Genomic DNA, 23,252 nt, shown 5'->3' on the forward strand with positions numbered 1-23,252 from the left:
GAGCAGGCCTTCGCAAAGATCAAACACTGGATGCGCCAAGCCCAGAAGCGAACCGTCGAGGACACTTGGCGCCACATCGGCCACCTCGTCGAAACAATCGAACCCGGCGAATGCAAGAACTACTTCGCAAACGCCGGGTACGCTTCCATCAAAACGTGAAAGACTCTAAGCGCGCGTACGAGGGCCACCTCGGCGCGACGGCATCGGTCCCAGCGCGCCGGTCGGAACTGACTCACTGCCACTTGGTTTGAGCGGCGGCTGTCTGCCGACTGCAGGCGCATTGCCGCTGGCAGCAGGTCCGCCTGCTGATCCGGCCGAACATGCGCCGCTCAGCACGGACCATTACTGCGGCATTGCTGCGCCCCGTCGATGAGCGTGGCAACAAGCCCGGCATCTCGGGCGAGTCGGTGCCCGCCTGCATAGTCTTGTTTCAGCTCGCGCAGCCCCACAGTGCTGGCCATCCGCGTCTGCATCGACCGTCGCAAAGGTGCCGATGTTGTGGTCGAGGAGCTACTTTTCCTGCCTGGTCGGCGGTGGCATTTTCCGGCATCGAAATCGCCAAAGCGTTTAATCGCTGCGCAGGATTCTTGCTTCGAGCGCGGCCGCCACAAAGGCTCTTCGAGCAGCTGGTGGATGAGCGTGACCCCGCAATACCTGCAGGCACGCGTCCATCGCTACCTTCCGTTTCTCGGTTTGACGATGAAGATCACGCAGCAGAATAGCGGCCGCCTCGTTGACGTCGAACACAACACGCTCTGAGCTGTGGCGGCCAACCTGAATAACAACCGGCCTCTCAAATCTGCTCAAGCCGGTCATCTCAGCGCCTCCAAGGCGATCATGCGTCACAACGCCCGTTCTTCCTCTTTGCGGAGCCGAGCCGTTCCGTTGCCAATTGCGAAATGTCGACACAATGCACTCTTGACGTGCCCTGCGCCAGCCTCACACGCGTGGCCGACGCCCAGTCCTCGCATTTTTTCCACTGCCCGCTGCCAGACACTGTTTCAGCGCCGGCCAGGAGATGCCATTCGCCAGCAGACGAGTCGGGAGACAGGGACACGTAAGGCGAGACGGAGAGCGAGCGAAACACCGGTCGCACCTCGATTTGCTGGCAAGCTGCATCGTTGCGTCGCCGCGATTGTTTGCAGAGCGTCATGATCTCGATCAGATGGCGAGAAGAGGCCTGGTCTTTCGGAAAAGCTGCTGGCCGAAATCTTGGGGTCTGACCCTCGATCCTTCAGCCATCAGGCCCCCGTTGCCACATCTCCTCAAATGCGGCGCCAGCGGCTGCTCGTTCGATCCTCTGGCAAGACCCCGGTTTCGGCAAACTCGCTTGCCTCGGCGGGCCGTTTGCCCCAATCCAATCAAAGTCTCGTCAGCCGGTTTTGCAGCGCCTGCCGATCGGCCACGAGGTTGTCGAGGTGCAGCGGCTCGTGGTCTGGCCGCTCCCCGTCGAGCAGTCGTTGAACCAGCGCCCACGTGCCGTCGACCACAAACACACCGCAATCATGATCGTTCGACTGTCGCGGCATGCGGGCCGGCGCCAGGGTGGCGGTCAGCCCTTCTGCCAGCTGCCGTGCAGGCTCGTCGTTGTATCCTGCTTGCTGGAGGGAGTCGTAGTGATAGGCGACCCGGCTTTGCGGGTTGCGGCCATCGACGAACAGCAGCGACCAATGGGTGCCGGGGCGCGTGGCAGTGCCGTTGTTCACCGGCAGGAACAGGAAGTCGGCCGGGGCGTCGCTTTGATGATAGATGGACTGCAGCGTGCCTTCCGCCCCCTGCGGCCCCAAGTGGCGCAGTAGATGCGAGACCGACGGGCTCACCAGCCGGATCCGGGCAGCGAGCGCTGGATCGATCCCCTGCAACTGCTGTTCCAGGAAATCATAATCGCTCTGGATATGGGCGTCGCTCAGCCACTCGGTGGCGCCGAGCACCGAGCCCGCGGCGACACGGGACGAGGCTGTCCGGTCCAACCCTCCGACCCGAGCGTCGGAGGAGGGGCTCGCAGTCAAAGTGTCCTCCTCCGAGGTGCTTGGCCCCGGTGAAGGCATCATGGACTGCGGCCGCGTGCCGGTCACCATCTCGCGCCGCTCCAACTCCTTGGCCAACCATGTCAAAGTGTCCTCCTCCGAGGTGCTTGGCCCCGGAGAAGGCGCTGGTTCCGACGTCGGCCACATGCTCCAGTCAAAGTTGAGCGGCATCTGCGGCGACCAGGGTGAGGTGGACCTGTGTCCGGCTTGCATCATGTCCTGCGCCTCCCCTGGCGATGCACCCGGTTGATGGGTGGGGGCCGGCGTCAGCCGGCGATCGCCTGAATTCGCGATCTCGCTCGGCTGCCGCCCGGCGGCAACGTCTTGCGGATTGTCCAGGGTCCTCTGCCTCTTCGCTGGCCTCACTTCAGCCGTGTCGCGCTCATCGCTGATAAGGAGCTCCTGGCTTGGCAGGAGGTTGCTCCTGGCAAGTGCACCCTGGTGCCAGGACTGCTGGCGCTCGGACGCTCCAGGATCCGGTGCCGGACGCTGGCGCGGGGCTGACTCGACAGACCACGACGGGCCCGGCTCGTCCGTCAGCCCCAAGCGGACGTCCTGATCGCCAGCGTTCGCACGAAGCTCCTTTGGCCAACCACCAGTGTCATGCGAGGCCCAGTTCTCCCCGGCGGCGTCGCCGACGTGCTTCGGCTCCATCGGCGGCGCGTCTTCAGGAATGTGGCGAATATGCTCGCGCTCCATCGCTCTAGCGCCGGCCTGGGACTTTCTAAGATGAGCCAGTGCAGAACCGGTCTTTCGACAACCGTCGGCGTCCTCTCTATAACTCTTGACATCTCGGTCCAATGCCTTGCCGGAAAGCCGACCAGCAATGCCCCGCTTGTTGTTTTGACGGAGGTAGTCACTGAAACCGCTAAGACTGGTCGCATAGGTACTCGCGGTACGTGTTGCCGCTTCGTTTTTGTATTCTTTGATGAGAGCCGCGTCCTCGGGGTACGGATTCGCCTCAGCGCGGCCTGGAATCGGCACGACTCCGCCCGTAGACCGCGAGGTCCGTAGATGGTCTATTGCCGTGAGGAGAAGCTTGGACTTGCCAGTTTTCATGAACTCACGCGCATCATTGGTCAACGACTCGTTGTGGAGCCGCGGACCAATAGGTTTTTTGTTATTTTCGAAGAGCCAGCGGCCAAAGCGGAGAAGAGTGTTTACGTAGTCCTTGGCGGTACGTTCGGCGGCACCGCCGTTAAGGAGGACCTCCTTAAGTCCCAAAATAAGGGGAGCATCTTGGGAAAAAAGAGGTTGCCGGCTGCTGTTCGCTTTCAAACCGCCAATTGAACCCGGCTGCGGCGCCGAGCCGGTCGGCATTGCTCCAACCTCTACATCTGAATTGGCGATCTCGCTCACTTGCCGCTCACTGGCGACCCCTTGCGGATCGTCTAAGGTCCTCTGCCTCTTCGCGCCGGGAAGTCCTCGCTCGTGCGAGGGCTGGGGGGCGGACTCTACCAGATCCGGTGTCTGATGGTGACGCAGAGCTGATTCAACAGATGACCAATAGCCCGGTTCGTCCGTCGGCCCCAAACGCACATCCCGATCGTGGGCGTTCGCAGGAAGCTCGTTCGGCCAACTGCGAGCGTCCGGGGACGCGCTATGCTGCGCAGCGGCATCCCCGACGCTCATCGACTCCTGCGTCAGCTCAGCGCGGCCAATGTTCGGCGCGACGGCGCCCGTCGACCGCCAAGTTCGGAGACGGTCTATTGCCTTAAGGAGTCTCTTGGGATCACCCTTTCCGACGAACTCGAGCACCTCACCGCCATCCGTCAGCGACTTGTTGTCGAGCCGGGCAACAATGCTCGCTTTGTCATTCTTGTAGAGCCAATGGCCAAAGCTACGAACAGTACGTACATAGTCCTTGGCGTATCCTTCTTTGCGCTTACCTTTGATGAGGGCCCTCTCTAGCCCCGAAATGAGTTCAGCGTCCTCGGAAAAAAGGGGCTGCTCGCTCTGCCCTATCACGATTCCCATCAACTGAGCTGACTGCAGCACCGGGGACGACGGGTCGGGTTCGTCCATCAGCCACGAGCTCAAATCCTGGTCGCGACGCTCTGCAGCGGCGTGGCCGACCCGCATCGGCTCCGTCGGCGACGCCTCTTCGGGATCCGGAACGGGGGGAATTCGGCGCTCGCTCTCAATCGCCTTGGCGCCGGCCTGCGAGTTTCGAAGATGGGCCAGTGCAGCACCTATCCTGGCATCGCTACCGGCGTGCTGCTTATAGCTCTTGAGATCTCCTTGTAACGCGTCGCCGAAAAGCCGACCAGCAATACCCTTCTTGTTGCTTAGACGAAGGTGATCACTGAAGCTCCTAAGAGCACTTGCATTCCTTGTGCCATTGCGTGTCGCTGCTTCGTCTCGGTAGTCGTCGATGAGAGCCGCATCCTGGGGATAAGGGTTCAGCTGAGCGCGGCTTGCAATCGGCGCGACTCCGCCCGTCGACAGCCAGGTCCGGAGATGACCAATCGCCGTGAGGAGTCTCCTTGGACTTTCGCTGAATTCGCGCGCATCGTCGGTAAGCGACTTGTTGTCCAGCCGGTCCTTAATGGGATCTTTGTTGTTCGCGAACAGCCAGTGGCCAAAGCTATGAAGGCGGCTTACATTGTTCCTGGCGGTACCCTTGGCGACGTCGGCCTCGATCAGGGCCTCCTTAAGCCCAGCAAGCAGCGGAGCATCCTGGGAATAAAGAGGCAGCTTGCCGCGCTTTATCAAACTCCGAGTTGACTCGGCCGGCGCCCGGGCGGCCGGCATTGATCCACCGCTTCCCCCTGCATTGGCGCTCTCGCTCGGTTGCCACTCGCTAGCCAGGCGGTGCAGATTGTGCTGCTGCTGATCATCGCCTTGCGCGTGTAGCTCGTCTGGCAAACTGCCAGCTTCATGTAACGGGCTGTCCTGCGCAGCGGGCTCGCCAACCCGCCTTGACTCCACCGGTGCGGCTTCTTCGGTATCAGCAATGGAGGGAATATGGCGCTCGCGCTCCATCGCCTTAGCGCCGGCCCGCGATTTTCGAAGCTGAGCCAGAGCGGAACTGATCGTCGCGTTGCCAGCGGCGGCATCCACCCGGTAGCTCTTCACGTCCTGAGCCAACGCCTTGCCGGAAAGCCGAGTAGCAATGCCAATCTTGTTGTTCGCCCGCAAGTAATCGCTGAAACTGCGGAGGGCGGTTGCATACATTCTGCCAGTTTCTGTCGCTGTTTCGTCTTTATAGTCTTTGATGAGACTCGCGTCGCGGGGATATGGATTCAACTCGGTGCGACCTGCGATCGGCACGACTCCGCCCGTCGACTGCCACGTCCGGAGATGACCTAGTGCCGTAAGGAGTCGCGTTGGCTTGCCGCTGAACTCGTGCGCATCCTCTAACAGCGTGTCGCTGTCGAGCCCAGCAAGAGGCTTTCTTTTCTTGGCGAAGAGCCAGTGGCCAAAGCTGAGGAGGCAACTTACATTGTTCTTGGTGGTGCGTTTGGCGGCATTCTCCGCAAGTGCCAGCCTAAGCCCCGAAATCAGCGGGGCATCCTCAGGATAAAGAGACTGCTTGCTGCGCCCTATCAAGACCCCTGTTGACTGAGCTGGCTGCGGCGCCGCGGCGGCAGGCATTGCTCCACCACCTCCATATGAATTGGCGACCTCGCTCATTTGCCGGGCAAAGGCTGCTGCACCTGCGGACCGAGCCGCAGGTGAGCTCTCTAGCGGGCCCGCCCTGTCCGATTGTCCGCGTACCCGCTTGGTCGAGGGCAATTCCATCGGTTCTCACTTTCAGCAACATAGCCCGTTTGGAGTTGGGCCTTGATCTGACATGGGGAAGCTGTCGAGAACCTTACGACGACAACGTGCCGCGCCAAGACACCTATGGTGTATGCGCCGCCCATCGCTCCGCGGCCGCGCCGAACAACAGTAGAAGACCGGGCCACTCGCCGCGTGGGCAACGCGGGTGAACCCTCCGCCGACGCTTCGCGCGCCAGGCAATAGTCAGATTGCGGGTAGAACACAAAGTCCGGCTGCGGCTAATCGATCTAGGATATCCGACCGCCGAAACAGGCGTTCGTGGGAAAAGCACCGCGCGCCTGACTTTTACGCGCAGCCTGATCTCGTCGAGTCCGGCCTGGAATAGTTGCCGCAGACCAGGCTTGAAAGTCGTCAACCGAGAGCGCTCGATGCGAGTTCCTGCAGCGCCTTCGCCAAACTGATTCGTGGTATCAGGTTCCTTGGACGAGATTGAGTTGATCGAAACCAAGCCGCATAGCGCCGCTTGATCAGCTTCGGCACATGAATTGCTGCCAGGTCCGCGACACGTATGCAAGGTCGCGCACTGTCATGCCAATGATCATGGTTATGGCGAAAATCGCCGCTCCAAGCACATTTGCGGTCGCCTTCAATGTTAGCAATTCCAAACGGCGAACGGCTGCGAGCGTAGCGTGCCGCTCCGGCGCTCTGCGACAGCCCGAAATCTATCTCGATCCAAATCCGAATCGGTCGTTGAGTCTTTCCCCTCCGAGCGCGGCAAACCGCGCCTCGATCTCAGGATTCCAGCAAGCCTCCCACGAGGTGCGACCGTCGGACAGGGTGAAGGTCTGCTCTCCGATTAGCTGGTTTACGATTAGCTCCGGTTGCTGCGGCCGCTCAATCCCACAAAACTCTACAATTCTGCGAATGGTCTCCAGCTGAACTTCGCGTCCTTGGTCGCCGATGATCTGCTCATAGTTCAATCCGAGGACGTCCTCCTCGTCTGCCCACGGTGCCATGGGATGACAGCGATCGTTGAAGATGAAAGGCGCGATCTCATCGAAGTACTTCAGCATCTTGTCAGGTCCGTTTGGCTCATTTCGCCACTTAATCTCAGCCCCGTCAGGCAGGCACCAGTCGCTGTCACCCACATATCGCATCTGCGACACAATTGCCGCACGCATTTCACGCGAAAGAAAGATGATCTTGAAATCTTCTAAACAATGGCGAACGCCGACGTCGCACGGGAGATGCCCATACCCAAACTGACCGGGCTGAATAAAGCGCGACGAAATCTCGATCGGTATCCATAAGATATTTTCCGAATGAGTGAAGCGCGCTCGGGCGACATCAACGAAGCGGAAGTCTCCAATATAGTCCTTATTGAAAAATACATCGGACTGTACAAGCCCGAGCAGTCCAAGTAGGCGGGCATATAGGTGGGTGCCCGCCTTCGGAATCGAGCAAATCATAACCCGCGAGCTTGAGGCGCCGGCCATTGGCTTGATTGACCAAGATTCATTCGAGCAGGGATAAAGTGGAAAGGATTGACCCGCGATACCGCGCAGCTCATCTGGAAGCGGGTGAGACATTGTGGTTCCTTGCGCTGCAGCGGCTTCTTCGAACAGCTGGAGCCGATGTAGAGAAACGACAAGTTCCTGACCAGCTTGACCCAGCAGTCGCGCCCTTTGGTTGCCTATCCCCAGAAGTCGACCCCGTCCCATCCGCTAGCCGCGAGAAGAACCGCCACTACGACGGCATCGACCACTTGCTGCCGGTGCTATTTGTTCACGGCATGTGGTAACTTGTCTTACATGCCTTCATTTTTGATTGTACTATGGCCCTTTTTCTAGAAGAAAGCAAGCGCACGTGATTGTGGCCGGAAATATACTGGAAAATATATTTTTCACGCGCGCCGCTTGTGCGTTGGCGCGCAGTCACCCGTGCCCAGACGACGAACGCCAGGTTTGCGAGGCACATGCGCAGCACAAAGGAAGCTTCATCGACAGCACCTGGCCGGAAGACCTCGTCCGGCGAATTCCCGGTTGGAAGATCGAATTCGTCGAGAAGCAGAAAAAGCAGAGCGGCCGACAGCGTACGTCCGTGCAGCCTTTGATCGTTGCCGGGGATCTCGCCGCAAGTCTAATCGTAGAAAGCTCAATGAAGTCTCGCAAGGCGGCCGCGCGATCGGCCGAGTTCATGCCCTCTGCCCCTGCCCCGGCTGCCGAGACATGGGCGCCAACGAAGCGGCAGACGGAACCGGGTATCGACCTTGGTTTATGATCTGCGTCAGTGAGCCGTCGATAAAACTCGAATATGAAGGGCTCTTCCGTTCGCCTTCGCAGGTCGGCTGCTAGTTTGGAACGAACACATAAGACATATGCGAGAGCCCCGACAAACACAGAAATTGCTGCTAGACGTCATCTATAATGCAATTAATACGGCTCCGAATGCGCTCGCACGTATAGCTCTGTACATTGCACAAGACCCGGAGGCTGTTCTAGCGCAGTCTATCGCCGACCTTGCGCACAACACCGCTACCGGTTCTGCTTCAATTGTAAGATTTTGCCGAACCTTGGGACTCTCGGGATTTCGCGAGTTTAAGATTGCGCTCAGCGGCGAAATTGAGCGGCTGAAGTTGAGCGGCGAACTGGCTGAACGCGCGTCATCAGAAGCTATGGACACAGCTCCTCGGGTCGCCAGGCTTAGTACTGCTTTACAAAACTCAATTTCCGCGTCGGCTCGTGGCTTCGACGACCTTCAAATTAATGCGTTTGCCAACCGCATTCGAGCTGCCCGACGCGTCGAACTGTTCGGCACGGGGCCGTCATCTGTTTGCGCCGATATTCTGGCCATGCAACTCATCCGGCTAGGGATTCCCGCGCATTGCTCGGGTTCCGCCACCGTCTCTCACGCTCTCTCGCGAGGTCTTGGCTCGTCGAGCCTTGCCATCGGCATTTCCTTGCGTGGCTACACTGTGGAAACGACGGATTTTCTGGCCGTTGCGCGCGAGAGCGGAGCGTACACGATCGCCATTACGACCCGCGTGGACTGCCCGATCGCCCAGGCTGCGGACGAGGTGGTCTTGTTTACCTCGGCCGGGGCTTGGCCACAGGCCGGGTCGGCGATGCACGTGCCGGCTCTAGTTTTGCTGAGCGAATATCTCTGCCAATGTTTGCAGGTGGCGGAAGTCTGAATCCCAGAAGGCCAATTCGGACAGTTCCGGCGCAACGTTCGATGCGCGCTCGCCCACGGCAGCATCGGCAGGCTATCGGTGGAGCTGGAGCGGCGCGGGACGCAGGAAGGCAATATCCCGGCTTTTTCTTCACCGACAGCAGGTCAGTGGGGCTGCTTTTGCGGTCAGGGCGTCGACCAGGTATTTGGGATACCGGGGAGTTAGGCTCTGACATCTATGGCGTGCCGCCACGAACGCCGGAATGGTCATAATCTGCGAGGTCTAGGACCGATGTGCAGGCAGCCAATTGGTCTGGACTCATTTCGGCCGCGATTGAGGCGGAATGCTTTAGGAGTGCGAGGAGATCATCTCTATGCTTCGAACCATGGTCCTCGAAGTGCATCTTGATCTTTCGCGCTATGACGTCCGCGAAACTCGCCCTTGTGCCAAAAAGCGGATCGCCAATTAAAGCGGTCGGTTGTTCCTGTTCGAGAACCCAATTCATCGCCAAGGTCCCATTCGATCTCAAGAATACGATCTCCAGCTCCGTGTCGGCAAATCGTTGTCTTGCCATAGAGAACCCCGCGTCCGCCAGAGCCCTGGTGTCGCTATCCACAGCCTCCGCGAATGCGGCCAAATTGACATGATGAATGTCTATGTCGTTCGGTGCACGCTGGATGAACTGCGAAAGGACGCTGCTGCCCGCTACCCAGCTATCTTTGCTCCGATTGGGCGAAATCGCGACTAAAGCAGTGCGCATCAGCTCAGGAAGCATATCCTGTGCCCTTCTTGGATATTGAGAACAGCCTATAAGTTACGTTGGCGCCTGGATAGGTCCCAGATCGCAGAAGCACTGATGTAAGATCATTTGAGCCTGTAATCTGTTCAAGAATGTCGTCACGCGCATTGGTGCCGAACCCTAGAACGATATGGCCTGTTTCTGTAAGGAACCTTGGGCCATCTGAGAGAAATCTCTCGAGCAAGTTGTACCCTGGATCGATAGCTCCGGCTTCGAGATCGTCAACATACTCGTAACCCTCTGGAGCGAAGTTCGACGGGTAATTCCAGAGTATAATGTCGAACCTTCTGCTAGGTGGAATATTTGAAAAAATATCGCTTTCAATGACCTCAACGTTGTTAATGCGGTTTCTTGCAGCATTCTCCAGCGTGTTAGCGACGGCCCTCGGATTGATGTCGCAAGCCAGCAACGAGCGCGCACCAGCCTTTGCCAACAGAAGGCCTGGAAGACCGAAACCGCAGCCGATTTCTAATATGGTTTTCGCGGCGAAAGGGGGAAAATTCTCGCTGATCCAACGCCAACTCTGGAAGTGCTCAGGAGGAAAAACCCCTTTCCGTACGACCAGATCCAGCCCGAATTCCTGTATTTGACGCGGGAAAATGGCTTGTTGACTTGCACGAAGTGTTTTCCTGATATTATCGAGTCTGGTCATTGTCCTCCCGCCGATCGGCGCGGTCGCCGTGCTTGGTTGTTTCTCCCTGCTCGAGGGCAACAACGGTTCGCTTCAGTAAGCAATTCCAAAGAGGCATCGAAAATAGACCGGCCTCAAGAATGAGGCGGTCCCAAGAAGACTGGACAGGTGCATACCGGACTAGGCCTTCAAGACCGGCTCGATCCCCCCGAAAATACCGTCGGACGGCTGCTGTTAGGCCCGGCTTTGATGCGATTAGGAGTGCTCTGTCGTAGCAGAATTTTGCGTGGGCAAAGGCGCTACCATCATTCCGGTTATCAAGCGTCCGCGCAGTTTCTCCGTCGCCGAGAGCATTTAGCAGCATCTGGAACGATGAATGGGCGATGAAGCCGGAATCGAGAGAATTCCAAGCAGCCGCTTGGTCGCCCAACGACTGACGCCTAAGAATTCTAAGCTCGGCATCCATTACTTCATGGCTGTCGCTCACATGCAGGAGGTTCGTCACGGGATTGTCGCAAAAAAAGAGGCTGCGTACGGTGCCGCGTAACGCCTGGGCCGGCTGTGTGCTGCCCTTCAGTTTTTGGGACAGGTGCAACGCGTCAGGTCCGCTCCAGATCGTAGCGCAAACTGGACGCATATCGAACAAGTCCAGTACCAATGGCCAGTGCCTTCCCCCCTTTGAAGAAGTAAGCGCATAAAATGCATCGATGGATTTGCGACTGTGAACTGAAAAGAACCGTTCCGAGAGTTCCAGATCGGTTCGTCGCCGGATGTATTCGTCGAGCAGGCAAGTGAGGCCGGAGCGCGCGACTTCTGGGCCATAAACTATCAATGCCAAGGAGGACATCATTCCGCCCCTTCCAAAGCATGGTTTCTGATATGCGCATTCCTGCTCCCGACGGTGATACTAGTCGCTCTAACGCGCCTCCCTTCCAGCCAACCGGCGAGACGAGCGGGATGACGGGCGTTAATTACAACGCCAGGAAGGCCTTTCATCGCCATGAATTGGGCCGCGCAGGCGTCAATCGAGGTGTGGCCGAGAAGGGCAAGATCTCGAGCAGCGATCTGCTCTATAAGTGCAGCGGGATCGTCGGTTGCGCCGCCGCGATGGACGCCATCGACATCTGTCAAAATCACCAGCTGTGATGCCCCAGTTAGCCAAGCGACCCACGCGGCAACGGCGTCGGATGTGACATCCCAACTCCATTCCACCGGGTCAGCTGCAAACAGCAAACGGGAAGGCAGCAGCACTGGTATCTTCCCATGTCTCGCGAGGGTTCGGCATTCGCCTAGGCTGGCCGATGGGGCCAATTTGGAAGAGAAGGCGGCGTCCGCCAGCAGATATCCCGTTTGGTCCTGTGCGAGAGCACACGCGTGATGCGCGGTATATGGAAGTAGTCGCTCGGCTGCATCAATCGCCTCGATTGCCTTGTCCGGAATGCCGCCGCCTGGAACAACTAGGATTCGATGGCCCTTATCGGCGAGACGCTCAAGTTCCGCCAGTGCGAGCTTACACACTGCAAGATCACGCATGATGCTCCCGCCGAATTTGAGGACAATCGAAAAGCCATATGGTGGAAAACCTTTCATCGAGCAGTCCATCGGCTTGCCATCCCGCCTTCAGGCAAAAGATACGATCTCTGGAATCTTCGAAATTATGTTTGGAAGCGCTGCCCAGACTTTTTGAAACGCGGCCGCGTACAATCTCATCACTTCAACGTCGTTTGGCGGAGCGATCTCCGATACGTGAAACATATTGTTCAATATCGTCGTGGCGTTTGGGAAATCTGTCCTTGACCATTGGCTGCAGACATCCGGGAGATATTCAAAAACGGGTTTTGTCAGCCAGACCGCAACGGGAACTCCCTCTGCTTGAAGCAGCTTAAGGATGAAATCCCTGGCTGTAGGGCCAGGTAAAAAGCCGAGCTTTTCCGGCTCCAGACGCAGCGGGAGATTAAGCAACGATTGCTGATTGTCTGATGGATCGAAAAGAGGCAGAAGCCCTGGGAGATGGCAAATCTCCTGCCAAAGTAACCTAGCATTCTTTCGCCTTGTTCTAAGCTGGCGGTTTAGCTGCTTTATCCTGTGGTTAGCAATTGCAGCCGAAAATACATTCGGCCGGTAATTGTATCCTTTTGAACTCGGGGAGAATATCCTATCTCCATATCGCGACGAACTTGTCAGAGAAACGTTATCTACATGGTGGATCAGAGCAGGATCCCTCGTAAGGACAAATCCAAGCTCACCTGCCCCGAGGTGCTTAGCTCCGTTCCCGGAGAGAGCGAGTGCATCGCTCTCCAAGTATGCTCCATTGACAATATCTTTCGCAGCGCCGATTGATTGGCAAACATCATCTACGATCGCGACGCCTCGCGCCCGCGCTGCCATTCTCAAGCCGGGAACCAAGAGGTTATTTCCAAACAGATGGGTTATGAGCGTCGCCGCGTCCCCTGGTTTGATGAGGGAGGCCGCTTTCTTCTCATCAACGCCCGTAAGGCCCGGCTCTACATCCACAAAGACCGGCTCAAGTCCACTGATTGTAATTGGGCCGACGGCTCCCGGCCAGTTCAAAGCCGACGTAACGACCCTGCCACCTCGGTTCCGGTAGTAGTCCAGGGCTACGTGAATAGCCGCTGTGCCGCTTCCAACAGCGCGCACAGACCAGTTGCCCGACCAATCCGCTAGCCGCTTTTCGAGCTCAATCACCATAGGGTGATTGACGCGATGATACTTGCCGCTTTCGACAACATTTGCGAGCGCCTTCAAATGTTTTCGCTTCGCAGCTGGCCAAAGAACAACTCGCCCGGCCGGCACCGTTGGATCTCCTCCAAAGAGCGCAAGAGAAGTGTTGCTTTGGTGGACGCAAACTGTGCTTGCTGCCGAGGCTAAGCCTACATACTTGTTCATATGGTCCCTCCAGACGCTAGCCTGGTTTGTGACATCGGCCGTCGGTCACTCGCGAACTAAAGCCGAACCGACCCGTCTCTCGCATACTTCTGCGTCTTGCAACGAGGCTCGGCGAGCCGCCGAAGCAGAGTCGCCTCTGATAACAGACTAGGTTCCGCAGCAGCCTCGCTGCATTGAGTTTAGGAAAAATCTTCCGAGCTCGAACCGGCACATAAAGTTTCCATCACTTCCGAAATGAACTCGCGAGACGATGCAGTTCCTCCTTCGCAAACCGAGACTTAATGGTCGTCGACTAGAAGGGGAAGTGGTCAGCCGAGATATATTTGCAAATATATTATTTGTCGGCTTGGCTAACTACCTACTATCCGAGGTAATCGGAAGTGAGAGCGCGTGGTTTCTTCCCACCAGTCTTCCTGCGGGCATGGTTCAAGGATAGAATGCGCCGTACGGATGCGCGGGTATTATCCATCCGCCAAAGCCAATTCCGGCGAGATAATCAGCCAAGCTTGGCGAGCTGTGAGCCACCACGAGCTTGCATAATTTGGTTGACGCAGTCGCCGGACCGTAAGCGCCTTCCGCGGGCACTCCCGCTCGTAGTGGGCTGTGCCCGAAGGAACGCCCCGGATAGCATTCTGAGCCGTCAGTAAGAATAGATCGAGTTCTGATTATCCATCCGGCGATCTGACGGAGCACCATGGGTGATCGTGCAAAGGAGGGACGCGAGCGGAATAACGCTTGAATGCTTTGCGTCTTCCGACTTGCCGCTGCAGTGAGCCCTTCACCGCGCGTGAAGCAAATAACGCGGTCAGCGAAGAGGCGAAGGCGAGTTTTCCTTGCCTGGTGCAGAGGTGCCATTTCCGAGCGGTTTTCGATCGGATGGGGCACCACCCTTCAATCCGAAGCTTGACCAGCTCCAGCATTGTATCGCACAGGACCGGCTGCCGTTCCAGCCTGCATACCGAGGGAGTTGCGCAACGCGACTCGCGCCACTTGTGAGCAAAAAACCGAGCCCCGATGGCCGCCCTGATCTCTCTTACGATGAATGCGGATCTTCGTCAGCCCTCATAGGCATAAGCCGAACTGTGGGGGGTAAGCCGTATGGATCGCGTCGGCGAATTCGCTCATAAATACTGCCTTGCAAACGGGGAGTTTGCCAGCAGTTTTCTGCTCATAGTTTGCATGGCGTGTGACACGGCGCGCTCTTCTACATCAAGGTGGTTCGTCAACGCGGATTCCACCGCGCTCGTGTTATTGCAGAGCTGAGGCATTGCCTCCGTTAGCCTTGCTAGACTGGTTCGAAAAGCCGGGGAAAGCTCAGACGCGGCTATTTCCATGCGAAGCGGATGTGAGCAGAAGCAGAACTTGTCGATGATTTGGCAGACTTCGCAATTACATGCGCCCAGAGCTATGTCAGCGAATATCTCTTCCGCGCGGATAGCGAGTTCCATTGGAGAAGACCCACCAGAGGGTGCGGTTAGGTCGAGAGGGTGAGTTCGTGTACGCGTTAGGGCCAAGGTGAGTGTTGCGCGCGCCACCACATACGAGTCTAATAGAACCCACTCGACCAGGGGTCTCGTAAAATAGCCCCTTTGAGGAAGGGATACGATCTTCGCTTCCGCTGCAAGTCGGATAAGTGCTTCGCGCACAGGAGTCCGGCCGATGTTGAGCTTGGACGCTAGCTCTTTGTCACTGAGGTGCTGCCCTGGCATGTGGGCTTTGCTGTAGAGCAATTGACGTACCGCGGCGTAGGCTGCAGCGGCTTTTGCATGCTTCTTGGCGTCGATAGCCAGATTGGCAATTTCGGTTCGACGACATTGGTCCGCGTTTGTACAGAACCACATCTCCACGCTTCCCTCTTTCGATGTCCCTTGAGCGTCCGACCGGACATAACGCGTGCGCCGCGCACCGCCTCAGCTGCATAAACCATGCCAGCGAGGTGTGACCATGCCCGGCGTTCGGGATGGCTGTGCGCTCAAACTGACGCCGCGCGGCGCTCGGATGCCGCATTGTCAGAGGTGGAAAGCTTAGAGTGGCATTGGCCGCTCGACGCACCTGACCTTCGCGCGATCCACTTCCTGCGATCGTCGCTTCGGCCACTGCCGGTCTGCGCAACCCTGACCAGTTCCGCCCGACGAGCGCCTACCGCCGAGGAATTGCCTGGTTTGCTGTCACTTTGAGAAAGGTGACAGTCTCCACGCTCATACCTTCTTAGGGAGACGCCGATAGCAAGACCGAAGCGTCTAGGCCCTGAGCCAGACCGCGAGCGATGTTCACAATCCGGGTTGAATGCATCGGGATGCCAGCCAAATCAGCCGCTCTGGCAGTAGCTCAGCGCAGATTGCGAGACGCCTTACCGCCGGCTTCGACATGCGTAGCACTCTGTAGCCGGTCCGTGAGGCGCTCGATCCGGGTCGAGAAGGGGGCCGAGGCCGCGCCATCATTGTAGGACCGCGCTCAGGTCTCAATTCCCGCCCCCATGCGTGTCTTCAGCAGCGAGGTACTGTGTCAGCCGCTGAGCTTTACCGCACTCAATGTCGCGGGTGAACCCCATCTCGACTCGCAAGCCCGGAGAACCCAGCGGTACGGCAAAAACGCGCATTCGACGCTTCTCCGTTGTTTGTCATCCCAAAAAGCTCGCGATCCTGGAGTGAGCCGGGTCCGCTGGCGATCAGATCATATGCCGCATCCCGCACCAAACTTGATACAGGCCGGCCATTGCAATACCCGTCCGGATAGGAGTTCCGGAAGTAGTCCGATGCGTCACTGGCTATTGTATGGACAGCTCGGTTGTCACCCTGCAGGCGGGCCGAAAATGTGTTCGATGCGACACAAGAGGGAATGGTGAGCCACCAGAGCAGTTCAATCGCGCCAGATGTCGCCGACAGGGTCCCGGAGGCGCTCAGCTAGATCTCGATCCCGGCGGTTCTATAAAATTCCTTGGCATGCTTACACCGAAAGTCTTTCGAGATCCCGTTTTTCATACCGCTCAACACTGGAGGCGTTGCCGACGCTCAGTGGATGGGAAGCTAGCGCAGTTCACCTACGGCACACGCTAACACCCGGGTCACCCTCCTGCCATTTTGTAACTGGGCTGGACTTCGCTCCTCATAAGCAGGCCGCTAAGTTCTTCAGCTGAGCGCGCGACGACCGTAGCGCCGGCTGACAGCAATCGTTGGCCGTGGTCGTCGAGGCAGTGGCCGCCCGCGGTGAAACCGATCACCGTCATTCCCGCTGCCACACCAGCTCGAACTCCTGCGATGCTGTCTTCCACAACGACACAGCATTCGGGCTCGACGTTCATCCGGGCCGCGGCAAACAGGAATAGGTCCGGGGCCGGTTTGCCGGCCTTTACCAGCGCGGAACTGAACACGTGTGGATCGAAGTGCTGCCAGAGCCCTGTGAGCTCAAGGCCAAGCCGCAGCTTGTCGGGGGCGCTGCTCGAGGCGACGCAGCGTTGTAGTGATAGCTGACGCAAGAGCTGGTCAATACCGATTATTGGTTGCAGTTCTGATCGATAGCTTTCCTTGATACGCGATTGCACGACGGTGTCGAAGTCGCTCGGCAGAGGGCGCCCCCAATCTTCTTCAACCATTTTCCGCATCGTCGCCGACGAAAGGCCGGTGAAGCGCAGAACCACGTCAGAATAGGAGGTGGGATACCCGATACGGGTCAGTTCCTCGGCGTCGATGCGGCTTGCCAGCGTTTCGCTATCGATCAAGACACCGTCACAATCGAAGATGACCAGTTCATGAGATTTTCGCTGCTTCATTGGTTACCCCGGGGGAAACGACCTGCCGGCGAGACTTCAACCACATTCCTGTCGCTGACCTCGAAACGGTGCACAAGCACGGCATCGTCGTCGATCAGAGCAACGTCAAAAGCCGGGGCATCCTCGACAAAGTCTGCGTCCCTGCGCGCAAAGTGCGGAATGATTTGATGCGCAACGCCGCGGCTTCCGCTGAAGGGAATGCCGCTCCAGGTACCGCCAACATCTACGTGCACATGCCCGTGAAAAATGTGCCGGATATTGCCGGCGCCTGAGATCGCCGGCATGAGCTCTTGCCAGTTCTGCATGTTCCAAGGCTCGAAATGCGGCAGGCCGATCGGCTGCAGCGGATGATGGGCGAAGAGATAGGCAGGCGTATTCTGTTTTTCTGCCAAGCGCGCCAGCAGCCATTGGAGCCGGCCGCGATCCAAAGCGCCATGACCGAAGCCTTCCACCAATGTGTCGAGAAAAATGAGGCGCCCGGCAGTCCCGTCTTGGGCCGACTGAATGAAGCCATTCGCATCGCGCGGCTCTTCAGGAAACGCGCGCATAAAATTCTCGCGGCTGTCGTGATTGCCCAGCAGAAGGCGAGCGGGCACGCGCAGGTCCCGCAGCACCTCCCGTAGCAGGACGTAGGAAGCGAGATCTCCGTCGTCGGTGAGATCGCCAGTGACGACGCAAAGCTCGGCGTCGGCATGATCGCGATTAATGCGCTTGATGGTCTCCCGAAGCCGTTGGGCAGGATCGAAGCCGCAGAGCGTGGCGCCTGGCGGCACAAGATGAGGGTCGGTCAGGTGAATGAGTTTCATGGATAAGCCCAAAAAAGGGGGGACGCCGCACAGGGCGTGCAGCGTCCCGGATGAAACGATCAGTCGGTTTTCGGCAGAAGTGCGCGAACCTCGGACGCCATGTCTGCGAGAGCAGCTTCCGGTTCCTTGGATCCAAGCGCGATGGCAGTCATCTCGTCGCGGAGGACCTCACCGATTTGCACGCCATTATCACCAGGCCAGGAGAACCACGGGCGGGCGCGCGGCGTCTGTAGGACGCTCGTGTACCAGTTCGGGTGCTTGTCGTAGAAGCCGGCGAGATGATCCTTATCGAGAGCAAGCGTATTGGTCGGCATGTAGCCAGTGTTCGGCACGACAATGCTCTGGCCATCGGGGCTTGTGGCAAACTTGATGTACTCCCAGGCGGCGGCGCGCTTGGCGGGATCGTCGGTGAGGATTACCGCAACCATGCCGCCGGTCGGCATCGTCGCATCTTCAGCGGCGAGCGGCTGCTTGGCCGTCCGGAGCTTGAACCGGTCTCCAATTTCAGCTTCGAAACCGCTCACACTGCCGGCAGAGGCGAAGAAGAAGCCGAGCTTGCCGGAGGTGAAGAGCTGCAGGGCGGCATGGGAGTCGATGGCCGGCTGAGCGCCGTCGGTATGAAACCGCTTGAACAGCTTGACGGCAGCCTGGCCGACAGGACCGTCAAAAGCGATGTCGCTCTCCTTGTCGTTCATCATCTGGCCGCCGAAATTGCGGACCAGGTTCTGCGTGGCCCAGTCGTCCGAGCCAAGCTGGTAATACATGCCCGACGTTCCCTTGCCGAGCGCTCCGATCTTGCCGGCCAGTGCGACAAAGCTGTCCCAGTCGGCCGGGATCTTGTCGGGGTCACCGCCCGCTTGCTTCACCAGGTCGGCATTGTAGTAAACGACCGGTGTCGACATGGCGAAGGGAAGACCGTAACGATGACCGTCGATCGTTGCGAGCGACAGGACCTGTTCCGTGTAGCCCTTGTCGGTCAGGTGATCCGCGGCAACGAGGTCGTCGATGGGCTTTACGAGTCCGCGTGTGACGAGCGGACGCAGCACATTGAAACCAACGTAATGAACGTCCGGCAACTCGCCTGCCATGCTCTGACGGATCAACGTCTGGACGGCTTCATCGTAGCTCGGCGCAGCAGCGCGAAAGCTGATTTTGATGTCCGGATGGTCCGCCATGAAGCGCTCGGCGATCGGCTTGTGGATCACTTCGTGTTCGGGCCAGGCGTAGTAGACGTCGAGTCTCGTCTCGGCTTGTGCTGGCATGACTGCCGCTGCGATACCGGCAGCAAGGATTATTGCAAGTGTCTTCACATTGCTCTCCTAAGGTTCGAGATGTGGTTTTCAGAAACGGAGCTAGTGTCGGCCGAGCACGAGACCCCGGATGAAGTGTTTCTGCATGAGAAGGAAAAGAGCGACCAAGGGCGCAGTCACGAGAACGCCCCCTGCCATCAGCGCACCGACGTTTCCGGTGCCTTCGCCCGCCTGACGGAAATAGGCGATGCCGAGCGAAGGCGTCATCATGTCGGGATTGGTTATCACCACCATTGGCCAGTACAGATCGTTCCAATGAGCGACGATAGAGAAGATAGAGAAGGAGGCGACTGCTGGCCAAGCGGCCGGCAGCATGATCCGCCAGGCAATTGATAACTCGCTGAAACCGTCGAGCCGCGCTGCGTCAAGCACCTCATCGGGAAAGGTCACGAAGAATTGCCGGAACAGGAAGATGGCAAACACCGAAACGATCCAAGGCAGAACCAGCGCGGCATAGCTGTCGAGCAGCCCAGATTTTGCGAGGGCTATGTAGATCGGGATGGTTGGTATCTGCACCGGCACCAAAAGGCCTAGCAGCACGGCGACAAGCAGAATTGGGCGACCGGGGAAGGACAGCTTAGCCAGCGCATAGCCACACGGGATGGCGATCGCGATCTGCAACACAAGAATTGCCACGCATACCACAATCCCATTTGCCATGAACCGAAGCAGTGGAATTGCCGAGAGCGCAGTGCCGTAATTGTCGATTGCGCCATGAAGGGTCGGGGTTGGAAGCAGGTCGCCGTTAAAGATCTCACTCTGTGGTGTCAGCGAGGCAAGGATCATCCACACAAACGGGAAGACCATGATGATCGCGCCGGTCATCAGCACGGCATGCGAGGCGATGCGGGAAGAGGACGATTGCGCCAAGATCATGGCTGGCCTCCACTTGCTTTCCAGCGCGCCCGGCGCTCGGAGACACGCATCTGGACGAGCGACAGGAAAGTCACGAAGACGAAGAAAGAAACGGAGATCGCTGACGCATAGCCGACGCGGAAGAAGCGGAACCCTTCTTGATAAAAGGTGTAAAGAACGACGGAGGTAGATTTCATCGGCCCTCCCTGTGTGAGGACCGCAACCGTTTCGAAAACCGAAAAGGCGCGGATGATTGTCATCACGGTGACGAATACGGTAACCGGCGCCAGCATCGGCCAGGTGACCAGAAGGAAGCGCTTCAGTCCCCTATCGGCCCCATCAATCGCGGCGGCTTCGTAGAGCTCCTCTGGAATGGTCGAAAGGCCGGCCAGGAAAAGGATCATGTTGAAGCCCACCAACTGCCACACGCCGATTGCCGCCAGCGCATATATGGCGGTCGCCGGATCGGATAGAAACCTGACGGGCGATGCGCCAAGAAGCTGCAGCAGTGTGTTGGCAAAACCCAGGCTTGGATGAAGGATCGCTTCCCACGCGGTCGCCAGAGCAACCAAGGTCGCAGCCACGGGCAGAAAATAAGCGGTTCGATAGAGAACTGCGAACCGTGATCTGGCGATCAAAAGGGCAACAAGCAGCCCCCACCCGATGGACGTCGGCACGACCACCGCGACATAGAGCGCGGTATTGCGCAGACTCTGAGCAAAGCCAGGGTCGGTCAGCATGCGCGTATAATTAGCGAGCCCGATGAATCGGATGCCGGCCAAGCCGAGTGACGCATTCGTGAAGGACAAAAACAAGACAAGAATGGCGGGTCCTATGACAAGGGCAACAAGCAGCAGCATCGCCGGCACGGATAAAATCATTCCAGCTTGCGCCTGGGCTCGAGCCGGCCGGTAGCGCGCTGGAGTGCTCAGAGCCAAGCGACTGAGCGGAATGTCGTTGAGCACGGCCATGTCAGGCTGCCCCGCTGTGATCGCCAGGCCGGCGCGAGCCGCTTGAAGGAAAGAACCATGCGTTTTCAGGGTCGATGTTCAGTCCCAGGTTATCGCCATCACGCAGAGGTCTAGCCCGCTCAGCGGAAATGCGGGCGACAAACTCGGCGCCGACCTCGGCATTGACAAAGACATGGGCGTCCATCCCAGCGTGCTCGATGCGCGTGACGCAAACCGCCAGGGCTCCCGGCTGATCCTTGTCAACCAGGGTCGCGTGCTCTGGGCGGAAGGCCAGCGTTCCTGCCTGTCCGGATCCGAGCGCGTCGCGAATGATGATCCTGCTGCCACCGATCATGAGCGCGCCGCCCATTGGTGCTGCCACTGCTACCTCGTTCAGGAAAGGCTGCGCCAGGAACCGGGCTACGTCTAGATCGACGGGTTCCCGATAGAGATCGGCAGGGGCTGCGACCTGACGGAGTTCGCCCCCAAAGATGACTGCGACACGGTCTGAAAGCGCGGCCGCCTCGGCCTGGTCATGGGTAACGAAGATAGTTGTCGTTTGCATTTCCTTGTGAAGCCGCGCGATCTCGCCACGGGTATGGATGCGCAGCGCCGCGTCGAGGTTTGCCAAGGGTTCATCCATCAGGAAGATCTTCGGTTTGCGCACCATGGCACGTCCCAAAGCCACGCGCTGGCGCTGCCCACCCGACAGCGCCGACGGTCGACGCTCTAGCAGCGCGTCAAGCTTGAGCAGCGCTGAGGTCTGCCCGACCCGCTCTCGGATCGAGCGTTTGCGTAGGACAGCCCCGGGCAGCAGCCCGCCAATCACGGGAAGCCGTTCCAAGCTGCTTAGCTCGCGCATGACTAGCGGGGCTGCAATGTTGTCGTACACGCTCAGATGCGGATAAAGGGCGTAGCTCTGGAACACGAAGGCCAGATCGCGGTCCTTTGGCGCAACCGCGTCCAGCTCCCTGCCGCCTGCACGCACATGACCCTGGTCGGCGCGCTCCAGCCCTGCGATGATCCGAAGAAGCGTTGACTTGCCGCAGCCAGACGGGCCCAGCAGCGTCACAAACTCCCCCGCAGCAACGTTGAGACAGATGCCGCGCAGAACATCAATCGCGCCATACCGCTTGCCGATGTCGTCGATGTGGAGGTCCAACGCTGCCATTCCGAGTTCCCTTCGGTTGGCCGACTTCTAGCGGTGTTTTATTTCACTTTCATGACATTATGGAGTTTTATTTCATTTGGCAACTGATTTCTCGGTTGCTTTTCCGATCGCCAGCATGAGGCTTTCGATCACAAAGATCTTGCCAATCGCTGGCGTCAGAGTGCCTCCGATTGGGTGGTCTTGAAGGCCGGAGGCTTGCAAAGTGAGGTCAGCCGCCTTCTCGAGTGGGCTGCGGGCGCGGTTTGTGATGGCGACGGTCAGTGCCCCCGCCGAACGGGCGCCCTTGAGGAACTGGACCGTGTCAACTGTCAGGCCGGAGATCGAGAGACCAATCGCAACGCAGCCGGGACCAAGCCCGCTGGCGACTTCGTGAGCCATGGTGGAGTTTCTGAACGCGAAAGCCGTTAGCCCGACACGTAAAAGCCGGTAGGCAAGCAGTTCTGCCGTCATACCAGACATTCCCGCCCCGTAAAGATCGATCCGTCGGCTTGCCGCAAGCGCAGCGGCTACCTTCGCCAGGGTTTCGGGGTCGGCATTGTTATGTGCGATGCCGAGGTTTTGCGCCATCGTGTCGTGCAACGATTGCAGAGCGCTATCCGCAGTTCCAGCACCCGTGGAGGGGAGTCCCGGGCGGCCAATCTCGGCCGCCAATGCGAGCTTGAAGTCGCGGAAGCCGGAAAAGCCTATCTGCCGGCAAAGCCGCAATATGCTGGCTTCACCACTTGCCGCAAATTCACCTAACTCCGCAACGGATTGGTGCAGCACCTTTTCCGGGTTTTCCAGAATGTATTTGGCAATGCGAGCGAGCGCATTGGGCAAGCGGTCGATGTCGTCCTGCAGGCGAGCCAAGATGCTCTCGTGCGATGCCGCTATCGTTGCAGGTGAGTTGATGTTCATTGCCTTCATGCCTGTTCCTTGGCGCTCAGCGGAAACGGATGTCTCCTAGCAAGCGGGGAAATTCATTGGCACTGAATACAATCGAGATGCAGAAATTTGCAAATACCGGAGAAATTCCACCTTGCACCGCCGTGGTGCTCATCGACCAATGCTGCCCCCCCCTCACAAGCACATGCCTTGCGGTGATCCGCTGAAGACTTCGTTTCGAGCCGCTGCGTGGAGCGAGGGCCAA

Annotated in this window: 18 protein-coding genes and 1 pseudogene; 3 read left to right on the forward strand and 16 right to left on the reverse strand. The window is 58.4% G+C overall.

Annotated features, from left to right (window positions below):
• Nucleotides 1–159: pseudogene (locus H0241_RS18770) on the forward strand (IS630 family transposase); the annotation flags it as partial.
• A gap of 408 nt (nt 160–567) precedes the next feature.
• On the opposite strand, the gene H0241_RS18775 reads toward H0241_RS18770, so the two are convergent.
• The 3 genes from H0241_RS18775 to H0241_RS18785 all read right to left on the reverse strand — a co-directional run bounded on the left by H0241_RS18775 (nt 568) and on the right by H0241_RS18785 (nt 7,342).
• Nucleotides 568–816, reverse strand: coding sequence for a DUF982 domain-containing protein (locus H0241_RS18775; protein ID WP_081738988.1), 249 nt, complete (start codon nt 814–816; stop codon nt 568–570).
• Nucleotides 817–1,361: 545 nt separating this feature from the next.
• Complete coding sequence (locus H0241_RS35675; RefSeq protein WP_456238132.1) at nt 1,362–5,771, reverse strand: Ulp1 family isopeptidase; 4,410 nt, start codon at nt 5,769–5,771, stop codon at nt 1,362–1,364.
• A gap of 704 nt (nt 5,772–6,475) precedes the next feature.
• Entirely contained in the window at nt 6,476–7,342 is an 867-nt protein-coding gene (locus tag H0241_RS18785) for a sulfotransferase domain-containing protein (RefSeq protein WP_181059150.1), read from the reverse strand.
• A 277-nt stretch (nt 7,343–7,619) separates the two neighbouring features.
• On the opposite strand from H0241_RS18785, the gene H0241_RS18790 reads away from it, so the two are divergent.
• On the forward strand, nt 7,620–8,033 hold the full coding sequence (locus H0241_RS18790; protein WP_181059151.1) for a hypothetical protein: 414 nt from the start codon (nt 7,620–7,622) through the stop codon (nt 8,031–8,033).
• 124 nt (nt 8,034–8,157) lie between these two features.
• Nucleotides 8,158–8,946 (forward strand): MurR/RpiR family transcriptional regulator, encoded by a 789-nt coding sequence (locus H0241_RS18795; protein WP_181059152.1) that lies wholly within the window; start codon nt 8,158–8,160, stop codon nt 8,944–8,946.
• Nucleotides 8,947–9,160: 214 nt separating this feature from the next.
• On the opposite strand, the gene H0241_RS18800 is transcribed toward H0241_RS18795, so the two are convergent.
• The 13 genes from H0241_RS18800 to H0241_RS18860 all read right to left on the reverse strand — a co-directional run bounded on the left by H0241_RS18800 (nt 9,161) and on the right by H0241_RS18860 (nt 23,029).
• Entirely contained in the window at nt 9,161–9,700 is a 540-nt protein-coding gene (locus H0241_RS18800; protein WP_050596681.1) for a hypothetical protein, read from the reverse strand.
• Entirely contained in the window at nt 9,690–10,376 is a 687-nt protein-coding gene (locus H0241_RS18805; RefSeq protein ID WP_181059153.1) for a methyltransferase, read from the reverse strand. Before H0241_RS18805 ends, H0241_RS18800 begins: the two co-directional genes overlap by 11 nt.
• Complete coding sequence (locus H0241_RS18810; protein WP_181059338.1) at nt 10,360–11,202, reverse strand: nucleoside-diphosphate kinase; 843 nt, start codon at nt 11,200–11,202, stop codon at nt 10,360–10,362. The genes H0241_RS18805 and H0241_RS18810 overlap by 17 nt, the downstream gene beginning before the upstream one ends.
• Nucleotides 11,202–11,945: an amino acid kinase family protein gene (locus tag H0241_RS18815; RefSeq protein ID WP_050596683.1), complete on the reverse strand. Its 744-nt coding sequence runs from the start codon at nt 11,943–11,945 to the stop codon at nt 11,202–11,204. Before H0241_RS18815 ends, H0241_RS18810 begins: the two co-directional genes overlap by 1 nt.
• 30 nt (nt 11,946–11,975) lie before the next feature.
• Nucleotides 11,976–13,262, reverse strand: a complete 1,287-nt coding sequence (locus H0241_RS18820) for a DegT/DnrJ/EryC1/StrS family aminotransferase (protein ID WP_181059154.1) — start codon at nt 13,260–13,262, stop codon at nt 11,976–11,978.
• 1,121 nt (nt 13,263–14,383) lie between these two features.
• On the reverse strand, nt 14,384–15,103 hold the full coding sequence (locus H0241_RS18825) for a GntR family transcriptional regulator (RefSeq protein ID WP_181059340.1): 720 nt from the start codon (nt 15,101–15,103) through the stop codon (nt 14,384–14,386).
• Between the two features lie 1,223 nt (nt 15,104–16,326).
• Nucleotides 16,327–17,031: an HAD family hydrolase gene (locus H0241_RS18830; RefSeq protein WP_027038917.1), complete on the reverse strand. Its 705-nt coding sequence runs from the start codon at nt 17,029–17,031 to the stop codon at nt 16,327–16,329.
• Nucleotides 17,028–17,837, reverse strand: coding sequence for a phosphodiesterase (locus H0241_RS18835; protein ID WP_032901351.1), 810 nt, complete (start codon nt 17,835–17,837; stop codon nt 17,028–17,030). Before H0241_RS18835 ends, H0241_RS18830 begins: the two co-directional genes overlap by 4 nt.
• 59 nt (nt 17,838–17,896) lie before the next feature.
• Nucleotides 17,897–19,042, reverse strand: coding sequence for an ABC transporter substrate-binding protein (locus H0241_RS18840; RefSeq protein ID WP_328824754.1), 1,146 nt, complete (start codon nt 19,040–19,042; stop codon nt 17,897–17,899).
• Nucleotides 19,043–19,189: 147 nt separating this feature from the next.
• The gene (locus H0241_RS18845; protein WP_181059156.1) at nt 19,190–20,023 is read right to left on the reverse strand and encodes a carbohydrate ABC transporter permease; all 834 of its coding nucleotides are present in this window, start codon (nt 20,021–20,023) and stop codon (nt 19,190–19,192) included.
• Complete coding sequence (locus H0241_RS18850; RefSeq protein ID WP_027038914.1) at nt 20,020–20,973, reverse strand: carbohydrate ABC transporter permease; 954 nt, start codon at nt 20,971–20,973, stop codon at nt 20,020–20,022. Before H0241_RS18850 ends, H0241_RS18845 begins: the two co-directional genes overlap by 4 nt.
• 1 nt (nt 20,974) lies before the next feature.
• Nucleotides 20,975–22,123 (reverse strand): ABC transporter ATP-binding protein, encoded by a 1,149-nt coding sequence (locus tag H0241_RS18855; RefSeq protein WP_027038913.1) that lies wholly within the window; start codon nt 22,121–22,123, stop codon nt 20,975–20,977.
• 72 nt (nt 22,124–22,195) lie between these two features.
• On the reverse strand, nt 22,196–23,029 hold the full coding sequence (locus H0241_RS18860; RefSeq protein WP_235984354.1) for a MurR/RpiR family transcriptional regulator: 834 nt from the start codon (nt 23,027–23,029) through the stop codon (nt 22,196–22,198).
• Nucleotides 23,030–23,252: the final 223 nt, after the last annotated feature.

The sequence above is a fragment of the Mesorhizobium neociceri genome, assembly GCF_013520985.1.
Taxonomy (GTDB): Bacteria; Pseudomonadota; Alphaproteobacteria; order Rhizobiales; family Rhizobiaceae; genus Mesorhizobium; species Mesorhizobium neociceri.